Source organism: Gallaecimonas aegicerasi (genome assembly GCF_045291545.1).
Taxonomy (GTDB): domain Bacteria; phylum Pseudomonadota; class Gammaproteobacteria; order Enterobacterales; family Gallaecimonadaceae; genus Gallaecimonas.
Window position 1 is genome coordinate 2,650,784 of sequence record NZ_CP149514.1, and the last position, 17,651, is coordinate 2,668,434.

The window sequence follows — 17,651 nt, forward strand, 5'->3', positions numbered from 1 at the left end:
CGACAAATGACACGACAGAAAAAAGCCCGAGGGCCAGGTAAGCTGGGCCCGTCAAAAAACCCCGAACTGGGTAACACCAAACCGGCCGCCAAAGGCTCTAAGCGTTCTGGCAAAGGGCACCGCGCCGGGCACCGGCAAGGCCCCAGCAAGGCCACGACAACGTCTGCAAACCCGCAGCAGCGCCAGGACCCACGGCTGGGTTCCACCAAGGCCGTACCACTGGTAAAAGCCAAGGCAGTGGCGGCGCCGTCAGCGCCGCCGGCAGATGACCGCCTGGCAAAAACGGCGCGGCTGGAGGCACTGGAGAATGATCCCCGGCTCAATACCCTGCTGGACCAGCTTGATGCCGGCCAGGCCCTTAGTGATGACGATCAGCAATACCTGGATGACATCACCGATCAGATAGACAAGCTGATGAGCGAGCTGGGTATCGATGGCGACGGTGACATCATTGACGATATTGACTGGGATGACGAGGAGCAACCGGCATGAGCTGGCTGACTGTCCTGATCATACTTGCTGCCCTGATCATTGCCGGCCTGGCTTTTTATGCCGGCCGGCTATTGTATCTGTTGCGTCAGCAACGCCAGCGCCAGGCAGAGGCCATCGCTGCGCGCAATACCAAACTGCTGGACAGTATCCATATCATTGCCCGCGCCATGCTCGAAGAGCAGTGTGATTTCTCTGAAGGCGCGATCCGCATCTGTAACCTGCTGGATCACCTGCACCCGCACCAGCCATATCAGCAAACCTTTCCCACCCTGTTCACGCTCTTTGAGCGGGTAAAAGACATGCCAACCCACGAGGCGCGTCAGGCCCTGAGTAAAACGGAACGCCGCCAGCAGGACCGCCAGCGGCAAGGCTGGGAGCAGGAGTTGGCCGATGGTATTCGCCAGGAAGCTGAGGTACTCAAAGACCTGCGTCATTGAGTCAGATCAAGCCGTTATGGGCCGCCGGGAGCGATACTGGCCGCCTATGATGCCCGAGGAGCTGGCTCCATGCAGTTTGATGCTGATCTGATCCGCCGCTATAACATGGCGGCACCGCGCTACACCTCTTACCCGACCGCCCTGTCTTTCACCGAGACGGTGCGTGGCGATCAGTGGCGCGATGCCATTGCCAGAGCACCGTCTCGCCAGCTCAGCCTGTATGTGCACATCCCCTTTTGCCACCAGCTTTGTTACTACTGTGGCTGCAATAAGGTGATCACTCGCCACAGCCACAAGGCTGACCGTTACCTGGATCATCTGGCGCAGGAAATTGCCTATCAGGCGCCGCTTTTTGCGGATTTCCAGGTACATCAGCTGCATCTGGGGGGCGGTACACCCACCTTCCTTAACCAACAGCAAATGCGCCGGCTGATGGCCATGCTGCGAAGCCATTTCAGCTTTGCTGATGATTATTACGGTGCCATTGAAGTAGACCCGCGGGCCATTGCGCTCACCGATCTGGCTTGGTTGGCCGAGCTTGGTTTTAAGCGGCTGTCGATGGGAATTCAGGATTTTGACCCGGCAGTGCAAGCGGCAGTCAACCGGGTTCAAAGCGAAGAACACATCGCCGGGCTGATGCGCGAAGCCCGCCAGCAGGGCTTTGACTCCATCAATATGGATTTTATCTACGGCCTGCCCTTTCAGCACCGTGAGCAGTTTATTGCCAGCCTCGACAAGGCGCTGGCCATGGGCCCGGATCGCTTTTCCATCTTCAACTACGCTCACCTGCCGGAGCGTTTTGCCGCCCAGCGTAAGCTCAAAGATGACACCCTGCCGAGCCCCGATGAAAAGCTGCGTATCCTCGCGGCCACCGTAGAGCATCTTACCGGCCACGGTTATCGTTTTATCGGTATGGACCATTTCGCCAAAGAAGGTGACGAGCTCGCCAAAGCCCAGGCGGCAGGCAAACTGCACCGCAACTTTCAGGGCTATACCACTGACGGCGATTGTGAGCTGCTGGCTCTCGGTGCTTCGGCAATCAGCAAAGTGGGCGATCTGTATGTTCAGAATGAAAAAGATCTGGCCAGTTATCAGCGCGCTACCGACGCTCAGGGCCACGCCCGAGCCAAAGGCTATCAGCTGAGCATGGATGACCAGTACCGGGCGGTGGTGATCCGCGAATTACTGTGCCACTTCATGCTCAATTGGGAAGCATTGGATGAACGTTTGGGCATCAATAGCCGCCACTATTTTGCCGACGACGTGCCACTGCTGGCACCTTTTGTAAAAGACGGCTTATTGCTGATAAGCGACAGCGGCATTGTGATCACACCTCGAGGGCGGGCACTGGTGCGAACCATTGCTACCGCCTTTGATGCCCACCTGCGCAAGCAGGTACAGCAACATCGCTTTTCACGGGTGATTTAAAAAAGGGGCCGACTGGCCCCTTTTTCCTACTGCGCGGCTTTCGCTGCCACTAATGCGGTCTTGTCGGCGGCACTGAGAAAGCTCATGGCCAGGCCATGGCGCTGGCAGGCCCTGATCTGTGCCGGGCTGAGCCCGGCAGCCGGGGCGGCAACAGCGTACTCATGGGCTATCTCCACCGCGCTGACCCCAGGGTCATCGGTATTCAGGCTCACCGCCACCCCTGCTGCCAGAAACTGGTTGATCGGGTGCGTTGCCAGGCTGGCCACCGTAGACGTATGGATATTAGATGTCAGGCAGGATTCAATACCGATATTGTGTTCAGCCAGATACGCCAGCAGCGCCGGATCCTGTACTGCCTGCACGCCATGGCCAATCCGCTCGGCACCCAGCTCTTGCAGTGCATGCCAGACTGACTCTGGCCCGGCAGCTTCACCGGCATGCACCGTCACGTGCAGGCCGGCATCACGTACCTGGCGAAAATGGCGATCAAATAATGGCCCCGGAAAGCCCAGTTCGTCACCGGCCAGATCCACGGCCACCAGCTGCGCTTTACAGGCCAGAATGGCATCCAGCTCACGCTGGCATTGCTCAGCACCGAAAGTACGGCTGAGAATACCAATAAGCCCGGTTTTCACCCCGAAATCACGACTGCCGGCAGCAACCCCGGCGACCACCGCTTCCACCACCCCTTGTGGGTGCAGGCCTTGACTCATGGCCATATACCAGGGGCTAAAACGCAGCTCGGTGTAGTCAATACCCGCCAAGCGGGCATCTTCGACGTTTTCATAAGCCACCCGGTAACAGGCGTCGTAGTCACCCAGTACCTTGACCATCCAGTCTAATTTGGCCAAAAAGGCGACCAGCGAAGGTTCATTTTCCATGACATGCACATAGGGCTTCATACCCGCTACATCATCCGCTGGCAGGCTGACCCCGAACTGCTGCGCCAGTTCAATGATGGTGGTCAGGCGGACATTCCCATCCAGATGACGGTGAATATCTACCAGCGGAAAGGCGTTATCGATCATGCTCGGCCCGTTTATGCTTGTGGTTATGCTCCCTAGTGTATCGAAAGCACCGGCCCGGCCACAGTACCGCTACGAATTTATCCCGCCGCTGAGCACTACCGGCACAGGTCGGCATCCGCTATGCTGCGCCAGCGCAAGGAGATCTCATGATAGAACCGAACTGGCAGCCTGATTGCACCATCGCCACCCTGAAACACCGCGCCCAGCTGTTCGCTGACATTCGCGCTTTTTTTGCCGCCCGGCAGGTGCTGGAAGTCGATACCCCAATGCTGTCTCAGGGCAGTATTGCTGATCTGCACATTGAGGTAATGACCAGCCAGTATCAGGGGCCGCTGGCACCAAACGGCCTGACGCTGTATTTGCAGACCTCGCCGGAATTTGCCATGAAAAGGCTGCTGGCCGCCGGCAGCGGCTGCATCTACCAGCTCGGGAAAGTGTTCCGTAACGAAGAAGCAGGCCGACGCCATAATAGCGAATTTTGCATGCTCGAATGGTATCGGCTGGGTTATGACCACCAGCAGCTAATGGATGAAGTTGCCGCCCTGCTGACCGCCGTTGCCGGCTTGCCCGCCGCCAACATGCACAAGCTCAGCTACCTGGGGGCTTTCGAGCAGGCCCTGGCAGTCAACCCCCACACAGCATCACTGGCCACCTTGCAGCAACTGGCCCAGCAACATTGCCATTATGGCGCTCACGAAACCGACCGGGACACCTTGCTGAACCTGCTGCTGAGTATGGTGATCGAGCCCGGTTTGGGCGCCCACGGCAGCGTGACCTTTCTCTATGATTACCCTGCCAGCCAGGCGGCCCTGGCCCGCACCGATGTCGATGCCTTCGGCCACCCGGTTGCCCGGCGCTTTGAAGTGTTCATTGACGGTGTTGAGCTGGCCAATGGCTATCACGAACTGACCGATGCCGATGAGCAGCAGCACCGGCTGCATTCTGAGGCACAAGCCCGGCAACAACAGGGCAAGCCGGTGAATAATCCGGATCTGCGCCTGGTCGAGGCGCTGCGCTCGGGGCTACCGGAGTGCGCCGGGGTGGCACTGGGGGTGGACAGATTACTGATGGTGATATTGCAGGCCAGCGATATTCGCCAGGTCATGCCGTTCAGCCTGGCCCGGGCTTAAGCCACATCCGGGCCGCGCAAGTTGCCCAACATGCGGTTCACTTCCGTGACCACACGGCGCTTCTGGGGGGTTGGCTTGGCCGGTGGCAGCAACCGCCCTTCACTGAACCGAAAGGCGCCGATGGTTTCAATCCAGATCACCCCTTCAAAGAAGGTGGCAACGTGTTTGGCAATCTGCCGGGCATGGTACTGGGGGAATTTGCGCATGCTCAAATCCAGTTATGGCCATCAGGCACCGCACCAGCGGTGCCCTGTCACACAGTGCTGGAATAGACTGCCGAACTCATGAAAAGTTCGTCTTTTATTGTGCTTTTTGCCGCAGTGCCTCCGGTAGTTGCTTTTTGCTTTCCACCCCCAGTTCCAGCAGCATCTCGGTTTGCCGTACCAGGTTGCCACGGCCACTGGCCAACTTGCTGTAGGCCTCTTGGTAACGCTTTTGGCTGTTATCGATAGCGCTGCCGACTTTTTCCAGTTCTTCCACAAAACCGACAAACTTGTCATACAGTGCCGCCGCCCGGCTGGCGATTTCCTGGGCATTTTGTGACTGCTGCTCATAGCTCCAGACCCGACGGATAGTACGCAACACCACCAGCAGGTTGGTTGGGCTGACTATCATGATGTTCTTGGCCAGGGCATCGGTGAACAGGGCTGGGTCGGCCTCCATGGCAGCAAAAAAAGCGCTTTCAATGGGCACAAACATCAGTACATAGTCGAGGCTATTAAGGCCTTTGAGGCGCTCATAATCCTTACTGCCAAGGCCACGGATATGCTGGCGCAGTGCCTGCACATGACTGCGCAGCGCCAGAGCCCGTTCGGCGTCGTCGGTGGCCGCTACATAGCGCTCATAACCCACCAGCGACACCTTGGCATCAACAATGATGTCTTTACCGTCCGGCAGATGAACTACCACATCAGGAATAAAGCGTTCATTGTTGTCATCACGCAGGTTGACCTGGGTTTCAAACTCATGGCCCTGGCGCAACCCGGACTCTTCCAGTACCCGCGCCAGTACCATTTCCCCCCAGTTACCCTGTAGTTTTTTATCGCCTTTGAGGGCCCGGGTCAGGTTATGAGCTTCCTCCGTCATCTGCCGGTTGAGTTCTTTGAGTGATTGCAGTTCATGCAACAGCCCCTGGCGCTGCAAGCGCTCGCTGTCATAAACACTGTCGACTTTTTTGTGAAAGTCGCCCAATTGCTGGCGCAGGGGCGTCAGGATGTGTTGCAGGCTCTCGTTACTCTGGCGCTGAAAATGCTCGGATTTTTGCTCAAAAATACGCTGAGCCAGGTTCTGGAACTGCTCAGAAAGCCGCTGTTCGGCCTGTTCCAGCGTAGCCAGCTTGTCCTGGTGGGCCTTGTTACTTTCTTCTAAGCGAACCGCCAGCTCACGGGCTTGCTCGGCTTTGCCAGCCAGTTGCTGGCGCAGCTCTGCGATGGTGTCGGTCTGGGCGTCACGCTCATTTTGCAGCTCCGCGAATTGCTCAGCTTGCACAGTCAACTGGCTTTGCAGCGCACTCAGTTGCAATGCCTGACGATAATGACGCCATAACAACGTCAGCAACAGCAATAACAGCAGCGCCGCTGGTGCCGCCGCCCACAGATACAAAGGAGCCATCAGCATTCCTTGTCGGTAACACCGCCTGCTATGCTGGCGGCAACGCAAATGAGATTAGTGTACCCATGTTCCAACTACACCCCCAACTGGCCGCTGACACCTTCTTGGTAGGAGAGCTGCCACTGAGCCGGCTGTTGATGAGCAAAGACGGCAACTACCCGTGGTTTTTACTGGTGCCACGACGCCCGGATATCAGTGAGATATATCAGCTCAGCGACGCTGACCAGCAGCAACTTTGGCAAGAGTCTGCGACCCTGTCGCGCGCACTGATGGCACAGTTTCAGGGTGATAAGCTCAATGTGGCGGCTTTGGGTAATATGGTGCCACAGCTGCACCTGCACCATATTGTGCGCTTTCGCCATGATGGCGCCTGGCCGGCACCGGTCTGGGGCGCACAAGCAGCAAAGCCGTTACCGGCGCCCGAAGCGCAAACCCGCATCAGCGCGCTGCAAGCGGCCCTGGGTCTCTAGAGACCTGCTTCAGCAACCAGTGTTGCCATCAGCCTGGGTGCTGATAGCGCCCGGCACTGACGATAGCCGGTACCTGCCCACAGCGATTGAAACTCCGGATTACCTTGCTGGGCAGCAGCTTGGCGCAATGGTTGGGTCAGTGCATTTTGTAATGGGTAGTCCGCTATGACGGCACTTTCCTGCTGACGCATGAAGTGGTTGTTCAAACCACGGGCGAGCCGCCCGGAAAAGGCGCGGGTAAGAGCGGTGTCCCGCTCACCGGCCAGCAGGGCCTGCCGATAACTGCTACTGATCCCGGCTTCGTCACAAAACAAGAAGGCCGTGCCCATCTGTACAGCAGCGGCCCCCTTATCCAACCAGTACCGCCACTGCTGCCCTGTGCTGATAGCGCCGGCCACAATCAGTGGGCAGGGCAACGACTGGCACTGCTGCCATACATCAGCCAAGGGTAAGCAGGCGGCCAGCCCTTCAGCGCTAGTACTGCCCCGGTGGCCGCCAGCTTCACTGCCCTGTAACACCACTGCGTCTACACCATCACTGACCAGCTGCCTGGCTTCATCGTGGTTGGTGGCGGTACCCATCACGCAGATACCGGCACTTTTCAGGGCACTCAGATAGGGCTTAGCCAAGCGGCCAAAGGTGAAGGAAAATACCGCCGGCCGAGCCGCCAACACCGCAGCAAACTGGGCGTCAAAATCAACCGCTGGCACGGCTGATGCGCCTTGCACATTGAGCTGGCGTTGTGCCCACTGCAATGCATCCGAAGCCGCCGGGCATGGCGCTGGCGGCTTACCCTGAATGAAGAGATTGATAGCAAAAGGCCCGTCGCAACGAGCCCGAATAGCCGCAACCGCCTCGCTAATAGCACTTGCAGGCAAATAGCCAGCGCCAAGGCTGCCCAGACCACCAGCACGACACACTGCTGCCACCAGATTTACTGTGGTGGCACCACCGGCCATGGGCGCTTGAATAAGAGGATAACGGCACGGCAACATCATCAGGCTCCATCAATACAAGTTCACCATACAAGTTTGTGACAGAGGATGGCCAGCCTTTGCGCTAGCGCAAAAAAACACCGCCCACAGCGGCAGATAATAGCCACAGTCAAATAAGGAGGTCTTATGTTACGCGCTCTTAATGCACTGAAACTGGGCTACTTTGAATCTCTGGCTCTGTTGACCCTGAGCTTTTCGCTGCTGGTGGTCACGCTGTTACCCGACTGGCCTGCCACCTGGTTGCGCCTGCCGGTAGCCTTGGTGTTTACGGTATCGCTGGGCTGGTTTGGCTACCGCCATTTATGGCGCCACGACAAGCCGCTGTAAGGGCGACAGCAAGCGCCTATGGCGCTACACTGGGCGGCGTTAATCACAACCGACGTCGCCCATGGAAAAACCGCTTTCAACACTGCCGCTGCTGGCCCAACGCGCCTTTGCTGCCGCCCTGGCGCAGCGGATGTTACCCAACTTTTTGCTGTTTGCCGAGATAACAGACCAGCCCGAAGCAGGCCTGGCCGTGAAGTCCGCCTTGGACACCGTCTGGGAAAAACTGCTCAATCCGAAGGCAAAAATCAGCTTCGAAAAGCAGCAACTGAAGCTTGCGGAGTTGGAGCCGGAGCCAGAGCAGTACGACTTTTTCGGGGCTTACCCGGCTTTAGACAGCTACCTGGCAGTAATGACGATACTGGCCGCCATGCAGGATAAAGATGAACAGCCCGCGCTGGATATCAGCCGCTTGTCTCGTGGGTCAGTGCAGTTTTTCCTCAACACTCAGGCCGAACAGGCGCTGGATTACGCCCAGCTTGATCAGCTGGAATTGTGGCAGCAGGAAAGAGATTTTCAGGATGCCTTGCTAGCCGCCGTCAGTGAGCCACTGACACCAGAGCAACTCAAAGCCGTACAGCAGCTGGGCCGTAACGAAGGCGTATCGAATCTCGGCATTGCCCTGGACGACGCATAATGTGGCCCATGTCGCATTGATAGCAGTAGGGGCGCAATTATGCGCCCCTTCGTTTACCATGCCCCCAGGTGTTTTGTCTGTCAGGCCAGTTTGCCATGGATTACTTTGCTGCTGCTGTCACCTTGTTTTTGATCATGGACCCACTGGGCAACATGCCGGTGTTTATCTCTATTCTCAAACACCTGCCCCCCAAACGGCGCCGTATTATTCTGGTGCGCGAACTATTGCTGGCACTGGGCATCATGCTGATTTTTCTCTTCGGCGGCGACGCCGTGCTGCACTTCCTCGGCCTGAGGCAGGAATCGGTATCCATTGCCGGCGCCATCATTCTGTTTTTGATTGCCATCAAGATGATTTTTCCCAGCCCAGGTGGCGTTACCGGCCTGGCGGTTGGCGAAGAGCCCTTTCTGGTGCCTATGGCCATTCCCTTGATGGCCGGGCCGTCGATCCTCGCTTCGTTAATTTTGATGTCCAATCAGGCTCCGCAGCAAATGGGCATGCTGACCCTGGCACTGGTAGGTGCCTGGGCCGTTAATGCAGTCATTTTGCTGTTTTCAGAGCTACTGATGAAAATCATGGGCGAACGCGGCCTGGTCGCCATGGAACGCCTGATGGGCATGATTTTGGTAATGATCTCAGTACAAATGTTCCTGGACGGCATCGCCCACTACTTTGCCTGACTTTGTTTTTGCAATACCTTGTCACGCAGCGCGGTGGCGGCGATGGAGCCAAAAATGAAAATATCCAACTTGGCGCGGGTATCAAGCTGCAATACCTTTGAAAACATCAGCACCATCCAGCCATGCAATACCAGCAGTATGCCGGTGGCGATGTACAACAGGTTTTGCAGGGGCGCCTGTAAAGGGTGAAACAGGTTAAACAGACACAGGCTCCAAATGGCCAACATCAGTAAGCGGCGGATCAGGTTCATGAACTACTCTCTTGTCGTTGATAAAGCCGGGCCTGCACCTGGCCTGCATTAAGCTGGCGATGGAGCCGCCAGTTACCCGGCACGGTCAGCGCCAGCCCTTGCTCTGTTTCTACGTAAATAAAGGCATCATCCGCCAGCCAGCCTTGTTGTTCCAGTAAGGCTAATGCCGGGGCCGCCAGCTGCTGCCCAAAAGGGGGGTCGACAAACACGACGTCCATAGCCCGGGCAGGTGCTTTTTGCAGCCATTGTAAAGCATCAGCCTGAATCACCTCGGCTTGTGCCTGTAGGCGTTCAAGATTGGCGGTGAGCTGCTGGGTCACCCTGTGTTCTTTTTCTACCAGCACCAATGCTGCGGCATAGCGAGACAAGGCTTCAAAACCCAGCGCCCCGGCGCCAGCAAAGCAATCCAACACCTGGGCTCCCTGAAGATGGCCCTGTAACCAGTTGAACAGGGTTTCACGCACCCGGTCGGTAGTGGGCCGGAGTCCGGTCAGATCCTGTACGGGCAGCTTGCGGCCCCGGAACTGACCGGCGATCAAACGGATTTGCCCATTGTTGCCTTTTGCTGCCATGGCGATGTGCCTGCCTCCGCGTTAGACTAGCGCTTTTGAAAATGCCGCTATTCTAGCCGCCGGACAGCAGATTGCCATGAGCAAAAAGAAAGGTTTTCTTTCCTGGCTTGGTTTGGGCTCCAGTACCACCGAGCCAGCCAAGGACGAACAACAACCCGCCGTTAACCCTGATATTGACTCCCAAACCGCGCCGGTTGCTAACGCTGACGAGGCGCTAGCTACCGCCACCACAGCGCCCGATAGTACTGCTGGCACAGCGTCTGTGGAATCTGATGAGTCCGTCGAGTCCGTCGAGTCCGTCGAGTCCGTCGAGTCCGTCGAGTCCGTCGAGTCCGTCGAGTCCGTCGAGTCCGTCGAGTCCGTCGAGTCCGTCGAGTCCGTCGAGTCCGTCGAGTCCGTCGAGTCCGTCGAGTCCGTCGAGTCCGTCGAGTCCGTCGAGTCCGTCGAGTCCGTCGAGTCCGTCGAGTCCGTCGAGTCCGTCGAGTCCGTCGAGTCCGTCGAGTCCGTCGAGTCCGTCGAGTCCGTCGAGTCCGATGCTGCCGTGACCGATAGCGAAACACCAGAGCAACAGGCCGATTTAGCCACATTGGCCGCCAAAGCCCACGCCGGCCGTGAAAAACCCGGCTTTTTCCGGCGCCTGACCCTGGGCCTGCGCCGTACCCGCGAAAACATCGGTGCCGGTTTTTTTGCCTTGTTCCGCGGCAAGAAAATTGATGACGAGCTTTTTGAAGAGCTGGAAACCCAGCTGCTGTTAGCCGATGTCGGGGTGGAAACCACCACCCGGCTGATTGACCGGCTAACCAAACAAGCCAAACTGGGCCAGCTCAAAGACGGAGAAGCCTTGTTCGGGCTATTGAAGCAAGAAATGCAGGGGCTGTTAGAGCCGGTTTGCCAGCCACTGGAGCTGACTCGCAAGCCGCACGTAATCCTGATGGTCGGTGTGAATGGCGTTGGTAAAACCACCACCATCGGCAAGCTGGCCCGGCAATTCAAAGAACAGGGCAAGTCGGTGATGCTGGCCGCCGGTGACACTTTCCGTGCCGCTGCGGTCGAGCAACTGCAGGTCTGGGGTGAGCGCAACAACATTCCGGTGATTGCTCAACACACCGGGGCCGATTCGGCGTCGGTGGTCTTTGACGCACTGCAGGCCGCTCAGGCACGTAATGTCGATGTGCTGATTGCCGATACTGCCGGGCGACTGCAAAACAAAGCACACCTGATGGAAGAGCTGAAAAAAATCGTCCGGGTGATGAAAAAACTCGACCCGGAAGCTCCCCATGAAGTCATGCTGACTCTGGATGCCGGCACTGGCCAGAACGCACTCAGCCAGGCCAAGCTGTTTAGCGAAGCGGTGGGCCTGACCGGGATCACCCTGACCAAGCTTGATGGCACCGCCAAAGGCGGAGTGATCTTTGCCATTGCCGACAAGTTTGGTATTCCTATCCGCTACATTGGCGTCGGCGAAAATTTGGAGGACTTGCGCACCTTCAATGCCGAAGACTTTATCAATGCGCTGTTTGCAACCGAGGACACATGATCCGCTTTGAGCAGGTATCCAAAGCCTACGCCGGTGGCGCCCAGGCACTACAGAATGTCAGTTTCCACCTGGGCAAGGGGGAGATGGCCTTTCTGACTGGCCACAGTGGCGCCGGTAAAAGTACCCTGCTCAGACTGATCACCCTGCAGGAGCGGCCATCAGCCGGCAAGGTCTATATCAACGGCCATGATATTACCCGCCTGAAAGCCGGGCAGGTGCCTTACCTGCGCCGCGACATCGGCATTATTTTTCAGGATCACCGGCTACTGATGGACCGCACCGTTTATGAAAACGTGGCTCTGCCATTAATCATTGCCGGCTTTACCAGCGGCGAGATCCGCAAGCGGGTACAAACCGCGCTGGACTGGGTACATCTGGGCGATAAAGCCCGTTGCTACCCAATCCAGCTTTCCGGCGGTGAACAACAGCGCGTCGGCATCGCCCGCGCCGTGGTTAATAAGCCGCCGCTGCTGCTGGCGGATGAACCCACCGGTAACCTGGACCCGAAACTGTCGATGGACATCTTCCGGCTCTTTGAAGACCTCAACAGCCTGGGCATCAGTGTGCTGGTCGCCACCCACGATCTGGGGCTAATTGCCCGCATGCGCCACCCCACACTGACTCTTAAAGAAGGGCGAATGCTCAGCGATTCACTGGGAGAGACGCTATGAGCCTGCTGTTTGAAAACCGTGAGCAGCGCCCCAGTGCTGCCCGGCCAGGGCTGATGAGCCGTTTGCTGATGTACTTTGTGCGCCACCTGCAACAAGCCACCAGCAGCCTTGGCGAGCTCTGGCACAGCCCCATGGCCAGCCTGTTAACAGTAGCGGTGCTGGGATTTTCCCTCACCCTGCCGGCAACATTTTATGTGTTGCTGAAAAATGTTGAGGCGGTCTCCGGCCAATTCCACCAGGCCGCTCAGATCAGCCTGTTTCTCAAGGATTCAGTGTCAGACGACGACGCCGCCAAAGCCACAACCCGCATCGGCCTGTATCCGGAAGTGGCCAAGGCCAAATTGATTACCCGTGACGAAGCCCTGAGTGAATTTCGGCAAAAGGGCGGCTTTGGCCAGGCTCTGGATTATCTGGACAACAATCCGCTGCCCAATGTCATTGTCGTAACCCCGACCGAGCGCAACAGTGGTCCGGAAGCAGCCAAACGGCTCATGGACAAGCTCTCTCAGGAACGGGAGGTGGCACAAGGGCGCCTCGATGTAGACTGGCTTAAACGGCTCAGGGCACTGGTCACGGTGGGTCGTGATGGCGTTACATTAGTGGCGGTGTTGCTACTGATCACCATGGTACTGGTGGTCGGCAATACCATTCGCTTGATGATTGAACACCGCCGCGAGTCCATCAGTGTCATGAAGATGGTTGGCGCTACCGATGCCTTTGTGCGCCGCCCCTTTCTTTATACCGGCTTCTGGTATGGCCTAGCCGCCGGCGTACTGGCCTTGCTGCTGGTCAGCCTCGGGGTGATGTGGCTTGAAAGTAGCGTCGCCCAGTTAATGGATTTGTATGGCAGCGAGTTCACTCTGGCCAGCCTCAGCGGCGGCGACATGCTGGCGGTGCTGGCGTTGTCAGTGCTGCTGGGTCTCAGTGGCGCCTACCTGGCCGTTTGGCGGCATCTAAAGGCGATGGAACCTGCTTGATTCGGCCGGAACTTTTTCTTAGAGTGGGACTCATATTGTCAAGTTTTGTGACTGACATCATGTTTTTTGAGGGAGTGAGATGAGCGACCATCTGCAATCCATGGCGTTAACAGTACCGTCCAGCGGCAGCCTGGAGGCCTACGTTCACTCGGTGAACAGCATTGCAATGCTGACCGCCGAGCAGGAGCGTGATCTGGCCACCCGCCTGCAACAGGACGGCGATCTGCAGGCCGCCAAGCAGCTGATCATGTCACACCTGCGCTTTGTTGTGCATGTAGCACGTAGCTATTCCGGCTATGGCCTGCCACAGGCGGATCTGATCCAGGAAGGCAATATCGGCCTGATGAAAGCGGTTAAACGCTTTGACCCGACGGTCGGGGTGCGGTTGGTGTCTTTTGCGGTGCATTGGATCAAGGCAGAAATTCACGAATATGTGCTGAAAAACTGGCGCATTGTCAAAATTGCCACCACCAAAGCACAACGCAAACTGTTCTTTAACTTGCGTTCCAAGAAGAAACGTCTGGGTTGGTTCAGCCAAGATGAAGTGGCCATGGTGGCCGAGGAGCTGGGTGTCAGCCAGCAAGATGTGCGTGATATGGAAGCCCGGCTGAGTTCCCCGGATCAGGCCTTTGATCTGGCCAGCGATGACGACGATGAGCACAGCTTTGCTCCCGTCCATTTCCTGGAGGATAAATCCTCGGATGTCGCGGTACAGGTTGAGGAAGCACAGTGGCAGCAAAACGCCCATGCGCGTCTGGGCCGGGCACTGGCTACACTGGACGAGCGGAGCCGCGATATCTTGCAATGCCGCTGGCTGGACGACAATAAAACCACCTTGCAGGAACTGGCCGACAAGTACGGTGTATCAGCCGAACGGGTCAGGCAGTTAGAAAAAAGCGCCCTCGGCAAATTGAAAAATGCCATGGTGCACTGACCAAACAAAAAGCCGGCTGCAGCCGGCTTTTTTGATATTACAGCGACCGCTGCCAACCCTTTTTTGTATCGTTAAAGGCCATGGCCTGTAAAAAGGCTGCCAACACCGGCTCACTGGTAGCTGGGTAATCTTCCTTGCGTACCACGACCGTTGCCACACCATCGGCGGCTAACACTTTTAGTGCCTGCTCCAAAAGGTAGCGGCCGACGCCACGGCGGCGGGTTTCCTGGCGCACCGCCAGTTGCTGCAATGCCTCGCCATCATAAAAAAGGGCGGCAATATGACGGTCATTAAAGGTGGCCACAAACCAACCCTGCTGCTGCAGATTGTCTGGTTGCTGGCCGTACAGTTTGGTGAGATCCGTTGTCAGTTGTGCAGTGACAGCGGGATTGGCGTGAATGGTTAAGCGCATAACCTACAGTCCTCAGCCTCGGGGAGCCGCCATTTTACCAGATCGGGCCAGCTGCTGGCCGGGTAATAACGCGGTCACCGGCACCAGTTCGATGCCTTTTAGCTGCGTCAGAGCTTTTTGCAAAAAACGCAGGGTATAAGGGTGCGGGTGGGCAATGACAACCACCTGGCCATGCTGACGGGCCAGGCGCAAAGCACGGTGCCATTGCTTGGGTAAACTGGCCGGAGTGTTATCTAAAAACACCTGCCGCTCAACAGCCGGTACCGCCGCGGCGATGGCCGCCGCCATCGCCTGCGACTGCGCTGATGTGCGTGAGTCAACAAAGTAGAGATGGCGCCGGGCCAGCTGTGTCATCAGCCAGTTCATACGCTGGCGATCCTGCGTCAGGCGTGAACCCATATGGTTGTTAACGCCACGGGCTTCTGGGATATCGGCCAAAGCACTATCAAGAATGTGCTGCATCTGCGCAGGACTTTGCTGTTCTGTCAGCGTTCCCTTTTCCAGTGCCGGGTGGCCCTCTGGTTGCATTGGCAAATGCAGCATTATCGGTTGCCGGGCGCGGGCAGCCAGCGCCGCACCAAAGGGGGTATGGGGCAAAATGCTCAGCGTCACCGCCTGCGGTAGCGACAGTACGATCTGGTCATGGTGGTTGTAGCCTAAATCGTCAATGATCAGTGCCAGTTTAGGCTCAGCCTTGGCCACAAGAGGCAGGCTGCTTAGCAGCAATATCAGCAGGTAGCGCACAGCAAGCCCTTATGAAGATGGTTTTTCTGTCAGTTTGATGGCTTCCCAGAGCAAGGCATCATCAGCCCATTGCCCTTCGCGGGCCACCTCGGCAGCTCTGGTCAGCGGGTAATGGCTTTTCAGTAATGACCGCTGCCGGGCATCAGCCAAGACCGTACCGGCGGCAACATCCGGCATAATACCAGTACCGTCAATCAGCCGGCCACTGGGCGTCAGGTAGCGCGCGGTAGTAATTTTCAAGGCTCGCTGCCCACCCGCCAAGGGGATCAGGGTTTGTACCGTGCCTTTTCCAAAGCTGGTCTGCCCCAGCACCAGTGCTCTGTGCCTATCCTGCAGGGCGCCCGCCAGAATTTCGGCCGCCGAGGCAGATTGCTTATCCAGTAACACCAGCAAAGGGAGCCTTTCAAAGGGGTCACCACTGTGAGCCAGATACTGGTGATTGGCCTCATCACTGCGCCCTTGAGTGCTGACTATCGGGCCGGCATCCAGGAACAGATCCGCCACGGCCACCGCTGACTGCAAAACCCCACCAGGGTTACCGCGCAGATCCAGAATGGCCAGTTGTGGGTGATACTGCTGCAAACTGCGCCGCACCTCACTGGCGGTACTGTCTTGAAACTGGCTGATACGCAACCATAACCGCTGGCCGTCCAGTACTTGGGCAGATACAGAGGGCACATCAACCCGGCCCGGGCTTAGGGTCCAGTGGCGCAACTGTTCTCCCCGGCGCACCTGCAACTCCACCTGCCCTTTACCGCCATGGCGCAAGGCTTTGACCAGGCTTTCCAAACTGGCGCCGGCCACAGGGTGGCCATCAATCTTGACAATTTCATCGCCCTTTTTCAGCCCGGCAACCGCCGCCGGAGAGCCAGGCAAAGGCTGAGTGATCAGGAGTTTATTGTCTTTAAACGCCACTTCCAGGCCCAATCCGTCGTAGTGGCCATCGGCCAGCTCCTCCAGACTGCGAATATCATCCGGGCGCAGATACTGGGAGTAACGGTCCAGCGACGACACCATGGCGCTGAGCGCTTTATCAGTAAGGGCGGCGTTATCCACCGGCTGAACATAGTATTGGTCAAGCCGGGCCAGGGTTTGCGTTAACAGTGTTGATGGCGATGGTAACTGGTCATACTGTGCAGCCATTGCCAGGCCAAGGGTACTCAGTGCCAACCCGGTAGCCAGGCCACCCCACCAGCCCCCTGTCCTCATGCTGCCCCCTATCTACACCATGTCGATGGATTCACCGCCCGGCCGCGGTGGCGTATCTCAAAGTATAGGCCGGGTTCACTTTGCCCTCCGGAGCGGCCCACCAGCGCAATCGCTTCACCTTGGCGAACCTCATCGCCGACCTTCTTCAGCAGTGCCTGATTCTGGCCATAAAGACTCAGATAGCCATCACCGTGCTGTATTGCCACCAGCAAGCCAAAGCCACGCACCCAGTCGGCATACACCACTGTGCCGCCAGCAATGGCGTGAACTTTGGCGCCTTCACTGGCATCAATGATCACTCCTTTCCAATCAATACCGGCCGCCCGGTGCCGGCCAAACAGGCGCTGAACATGCCCCCGCACCGGCCACTGCAACTTACCCTGCTGACCTTTTAAGGTACTTTGCCCTTTGGCCAGTTTGGCCCGCCGTTGTGCTTCTTTGATCAGGTTATCCAATGCCTGTCTGTCTGCCAGTAGCTGCTCGAGCTGCCCGGAGCGACTTTTGATTTGCCGGTTCAGCTCGTCCACCGTCTGCTGGCGTTCGGCTTTCTGATCATTGAGTCGTTGCTGCCGCTCCTGGGCCTGCTGCTGCAGCTGGGCCAATTGCGCCAGGGTACTGTTGAGCTGCTGCTGGCTGCTGCTCAGCTCGGCACGCGTAGCTTTGATCTCTTTGAGCGCCTGCAAGCGTTTATCACTGAGAATTTGGTAATACCCCAGCATCCGTTCCATATCACCGGCCGACTGCAGGTTCAGCAGCATCTTGACGAAATCATCATGGCCGGTGGCATAAGCAGCGCGCAGCTCCCGCGCCAGCATCTGCTGCTGCTGTCTGGCTTTGTCCTGTAATTGGCTGATCTGAGTTTGCAGCTGTTGGCGCTGTTGTTGCTGCTGTTGGCGCTGCTGACTGAGATCATTGAGCTGACGCGCCAGTTGGCCAATAGCCTGATCGAGCTTTTGCAGGCGCGTCTGCACCGCATCGCGCTCGGCCTTTTGTTTGACCAGCACAGCACGGGTCTGGCGGATCTGTGAGTCCACCTTTTTGAGCTTGTCTTTATCGTTGGCGCCATAACTGGCAAAAGCGGCCAACATGGCCGCTATCATCACCAGCGTTCG

22 protein-coding genes are annotated in these 17,651 nt (G+C 57.5%); 12 read left to right on the forward strand and 10 right to left on the reverse strand.

From position 1 onward, the window contains the following. Positions 1-6: 6 nt before the first annotated feature. The 3 genes from yihI (at position 7) to hemN (ending at position 2,357) form a co-directional block, all read left to right on the forward strand. Entirely contained in the window at positions 7-492 is a 486-nt protein-coding gene (gene yihI / locus WDB70_RS13000) for a Der GTPase-activating protein YihI (protein WP_406665019.1), read from the forward strand. Further along, positions 489-929 carry a DUF2489 domain-containing protein gene (locus WDB70_RS13005; RefSeq protein WP_406665021.1) on the forward strand — a complete coding sequence of 147 codons (441 nt, stop codon included), beginning with the start codon at positions 489-491 and terminating at the stop codon, positions 927-929. The genes yihI and WDB70_RS13005 overlap by 4 nt, the downstream gene beginning before the upstream one ends. Before the next feature lie 69 nt (positions 930-998). After that, a complete protein-coding gene (gene hemN, locus WDB70_RS13010; protein WP_406665022.1) occupies positions 999-2,357 on the forward strand; it encodes an oxygen-independent coproporphyrinogen III oxidase in 1,359 nt (452 codons plus the stop codon). 26 nt (positions 2,358-2,383) lie between these two features. Here hemN and add read toward each other — a convergent pair whose 3' ends face one another. Beyond that, positions 2,384-3,385: an adenosine deaminase gene (gene add, locus WDB70_RS13015; RefSeq protein WP_406665024.1), complete on the reverse strand. Its 1,002-nt coding sequence runs from the start codon at positions 3,383-3,385 to the stop codon at positions 2,384-2,386. Between the two features lie 146 nt (positions 3,386-3,531). Here add and epmA point away from each other — a divergent pair, with 146 nt between their 5' ends. Continuing rightward, a complete protein-coding gene (gene epmA / locus WDB70_RS13020; protein WP_406665026.1) occupies positions 3,532-4,515 on the forward strand; it encodes an EF-P lysine aminoacylase EpmA in 984 nt (327 codons plus the stop codon). Here the strand turns inward: epmA and WDB70_RS13025 are convergent. Both WDB70_RS13025 and rmuC read right to left on the reverse strand, forming a co-directional pair. After that, positions 4,512-4,721: a DUF1107 family protein gene (locus tag WDB70_RS13025; protein ID WP_406665028.1), complete on the reverse strand. Its 210-nt coding sequence runs from the start codon at positions 4,719-4,721 to the stop codon at positions 4,512-4,514. The genes epmA and WDB70_RS13025 overlap by 4 nt on opposite strands. 94 nt (positions 4,722-4,815) lie before the next feature. Beyond that, positions 4,816-6,126: a DNA recombination protein RmuC gene (gene rmuC / locus WDB70_RS13030; protein ID WP_406665030.1), complete on the reverse strand. Its 1,311-nt coding sequence runs from the start codon at positions 6,124-6,126 to the stop codon at positions 4,816-4,818. Positions 6,127-6,191: 65 nt separating this feature from the next. Here rmuC and WDB70_RS13035 point away from each other — a divergent pair, with 65 nt between their 5' ends. Continuing rightward, a complete protein-coding gene (locus WDB70_RS13035; protein WP_406665032.1) occupies positions 6,192-6,596 on the forward strand; it encodes an HIT domain-containing protein in 405 nt (134 codons plus the stop codon). Here the strand turns inward: WDB70_RS13035 and WDB70_RS13040 are convergent. Further along, on the reverse strand, positions 6,593-7,594 hold the full coding sequence (locus WDB70_RS13040) for an NAD(P)H-dependent flavin oxidoreductase (protein ID WP_406665034.1): 1,002 nt from the start codon (positions 7,592-7,594) through the stop codon (positions 6,593-6,595). The genes WDB70_RS13035 and WDB70_RS13040 overlap by 4 nt on opposite strands. A 123-nt stretch (positions 7,595-7,717) precedes the next feature. On the opposite strand from WDB70_RS13040, the gene WDB70_RS13045 reads away from it, so the two are divergent. The 3 genes from WDB70_RS13045 to WDB70_RS13055 all read left to right on the forward strand — a co-directional run bounded on the left by WDB70_RS13045 (position 7,718) and on the right by WDB70_RS13055 (position 9,232). Next, positions 7,718-7,918, forward strand: a complete 201-nt coding sequence (locus WDB70_RS13045; protein WP_406665035.1) for a hypothetical protein — start codon at positions 7,718-7,720, stop codon at positions 7,916-7,918. A 61-nt stretch (positions 7,919-7,979) separates the two neighbouring features. Next, on the forward strand, positions 7,980-8,552 hold the full coding sequence (locus tag WDB70_RS13050; RefSeq protein WP_406665037.1) for a YjaG family protein: 573 nt from the start codon (positions 7,980-7,982) through the stop codon (positions 8,550-8,552). Positions 8,553-8,647: 95 nt separating this feature from the next. Beyond that, complete coding sequence (locus WDB70_RS13055) at positions 8,648-9,232, forward strand: YhgN family NAAT transporter (protein ID WP_406665039.1); 585 nt, start codon at positions 8,648-8,650, stop codon at positions 9,230-9,232. Here WDB70_RS13055 and WDB70_RS13060 read toward each other — a convergent pair. Continuing rightward, positions 9,220-9,483: a DUF1145 domain-containing protein gene (locus WDB70_RS13060; protein WP_406665041.1), complete on the reverse strand. Its 264-nt coding sequence runs from the start codon at positions 9,481-9,483 to the stop codon at positions 9,220-9,222. The genes WDB70_RS13055 and WDB70_RS13060 overlap by 13 nt on opposite strands. Next, complete coding sequence (gene rsmD, locus WDB70_RS13065) at positions 9,480-10,055, reverse strand: 16S rRNA (guanine(966)-N(2))-methyltransferase RsmD (protein ID WP_406665043.1); 576 nt, start codon at positions 10,053-10,055, stop codon at positions 9,480-9,482. The genes WDB70_RS13060 and rsmD overlap by 4 nt, the downstream gene beginning before the upstream one ends. Before the next feature lie 76 nt (positions 10,056-10,131). Here rsmD and ftsY point away from each other — a divergent pair, with 76 nt between their 5' ends. The 4 genes from ftsY to rpoH all read left to right on the forward strand — a co-directional run bounded on the left by ftsY (position 10,132) and on the right by rpoH (position 14,174). Then, positions 10,132-11,592, forward strand: coding sequence for a signal recognition particle-docking protein FtsY (gene ftsY / locus WDB70_RS13070; protein WP_406665045.1), 1,461 nt, complete (start codon positions 10,132-10,134; stop codon positions 11,590-11,592). Continuing rightward, on the forward strand, positions 11,589-12,263 hold the full coding sequence (gene ftsE / locus WDB70_RS13075; RefSeq protein WP_406665047.1) for a cell division ATP-binding protein FtsE: 675 nt from the start codon (positions 11,589-11,591) through the stop codon (positions 12,261-12,263). Before ftsY ends, ftsE begins: the two co-directional genes overlap by 4 nt. Next, positions 12,260-13,240 carry a permease-like cell division protein FtsX gene (gene ftsX / locus WDB70_RS13080; protein WP_406665049.1) on the forward strand — a complete coding sequence of 327 codons (981 nt, stop codon included), beginning with the start codon at positions 12,260-12,262 and terminating at the stop codon, positions 13,238-13,240. The genes ftsE and ftsX overlap by 4 nt, the downstream gene beginning before the upstream one ends. Positions 13,241-13,319: 79 nt before the next feature. Beyond that, positions 13,320-14,174 carry an RNA polymerase sigma factor RpoH gene (rpoH, locus tag WDB70_RS13085; protein ID WP_406665051.1) on the forward strand — a complete coding sequence of 285 codons (855 nt, stop codon included), beginning with the start codon at positions 13,320-13,322 and terminating at the stop codon, positions 14,172-14,174. Positions 14,175-14,211: 37 nt separating this feature from the next. Here rpoH and panM read toward each other — a convergent pair whose 3' ends face one another. The 4 genes from panM to WDB70_RS13105 are packed head-to-tail and all read right to left on the reverse strand — an operon-like array spanning position 14,212 to position 17,627. Then, complete coding sequence (gene panM / locus WDB70_RS13090) at positions 14,212-14,586, reverse strand: aspartate 1-decarboxylase autocleavage activator PanM (RefSeq protein ID WP_406665053.1); 375 nt, start codon at positions 14,584-14,586, stop codon at positions 14,212-14,214. Between the two features lie 12 nt (positions 14,587-14,598). Then, positions 14,599-15,330, reverse strand: a complete 732-nt coding sequence (locus WDB70_RS13095) for a divergent polysaccharide deacetylase family protein (RefSeq protein WP_406665055.1) — start codon at positions 15,328-15,330, stop codon at positions 14,599-14,601. Positions 15,331-15,339: 9 nt separating this feature from the next. Next, positions 15,340-16,539 (reverse strand): S41 family peptidase, encoded by a 1,200-nt coding sequence (locus WDB70_RS13100; RefSeq protein WP_406665057.1) that lies wholly within the window; start codon positions 16,537-16,539, stop codon positions 15,340-15,342. Positions 16,540-16,547: 8 nt separating this feature from the next. Next, the gene (locus WDB70_RS13105) at positions 16,548-17,627 is read right to left on the reverse strand and encodes a murein hydrolase activator EnvC family protein (protein WP_406665059.1); all 1,080 of its coding nucleotides are present in this window, start codon (positions 17,625-17,627) and stop codon (positions 16,548-16,550) included. Positions 17,628-17,651: the final 24 nt, after the last annotated feature.

Bases quoted from the DNA above. Each gene is read 5' to 3' on its own strand.
- WDB70_RS13055 (WP_406665039.1), top strand. From the start codon at position 8,648: ATGGATTACTTTGCTGCTGCTGTCACCTTGTTTTTGATCATGGACCCA.
- WDB70_RS13105 (WP_406665059.1), bottom strand. From the start codon at position 17,627: ATGTTGGCCGCTTTTGCCAGTTATGGCGCCAACGATAAAGACAAGCTC.
- rmuC (WP_406665030.1), bottom strand. From the start codon at position 6,126: ATGGCTCCTTTGTATCTGTGGGCGGCGGCACCAGCGGCGCTGCTGTTA.
- WDB70_RS13050 (WP_406665037.1), top strand. From the start codon at position 7,980: ATGGAAAAACCGCTTTCAACACTGCCGCTGCTGGCCCAACGCGCCTTT.
- WDB70_RS13005 (WP_406665021.1), top strand. From the start codon at position 489: ATGAGCTGGCTGACTGTCCTGATCATACTTGCTGCCCTGATCATTGCC.
- yihI (WP_406665019.1), top strand. From the start codon at position 7: ATGACACGACAGAAAAAAGCCCGAGGGCCAGGTAAGCTGGGCCCGTCA.
- WDB70_RS13100 (WP_406665057.1), bottom strand. From the start codon at position 16,539: ATGAGGACAGGGGGCTGGTGGGGTGGCCTGGCTACCGGGTTGGCACTG.
- WDB70_RS13045 (WP_406665035.1), top strand. From the start codon at position 7,718: ATGTTACGCGCTCTTAATGCACTGAAACTGGGCTACTTTGAATCTCTG.
- panM (WP_406665053.1), bottom strand. From the start codon at position 14,586: ATGCGCTTAACCATTCACGCCAATCCCGCTGTCACTGCACAACTGACA.
- rsmD (WP_406665043.1), bottom strand. From the start codon at position 10,055: ATGGCAGCAAAAGGCAACAATGGGCAAATCCGTTTGATCGCCGGTCAG.
- add (WP_406665024.1), bottom strand. From the start codon at position 3,385: ATGATCGATAACGCCTTTCCGCTGGTAGATATTCACCGTCATCTGGAT.
- WDB70_RS13035 (WP_406665032.1), top strand. From the start codon at position 6,192: ATGTTCCAACTACACCCCCAACTGGCCGCTGACACCTTCTTGGTAGGA.
- rpoH (WP_406665051.1), top strand. From the start codon at position 13,320: ATGAGCGACCATCTGCAATCCATGGCGTTAACAGTACCGTCCAGCGGC.
- WDB70_RS13060 (WP_406665041.1), bottom strand. From the start codon at position 9,483: ATGAACCTGATCCGCCGCTTACTGATGTTGGCCATTTGGAGCCTGTGT.
- hemN (WP_406665022.1), top strand. From the start codon at position 999: ATGCAGTTTGATGCTGATCTGATCCGCCGCTATAACATGGCGGCACCG.
- ftsE (WP_406665047.1), top strand. From the start codon at position 11,589: ATGATCCGCTTTGAGCAGGTATCCAAAGCCTACGCCGGTGGCGCCCAG.
- epmA (WP_406665026.1), top strand. From the start codon at position 3,532: ATGATAGAACCGAACTGGCAGCCTGATTGCACCATCGCCACCCTGAAA.
- WDB70_RS13025 (WP_406665028.1), bottom strand. From the start codon at position 4,721: ATGCGCAAATTCCCCCAGTACCATGCCCGGCAGATTGCCAAACACGTT.
- ftsX (WP_406665049.1), top strand. From the start codon at position 12,260: ATGAGCCTGCTGTTTGAAAACCGTGAGCAGCGCCCCAGTGCTGCCCGG.
- ftsY (WP_406665045.1), top strand. From the start codon at position 10,132: ATGAGCAAAAAGAAAGGTTTTCTTTCCTGGCTTGGTTTGGGCTCCAGT.
- WDB70_RS13040 (WP_406665034.1), bottom strand. From the start codon at position 7,594: ATGATGTTGCCGTGCCGTTATCCTCTTATTCAAGCGCCCATGGCCGGT.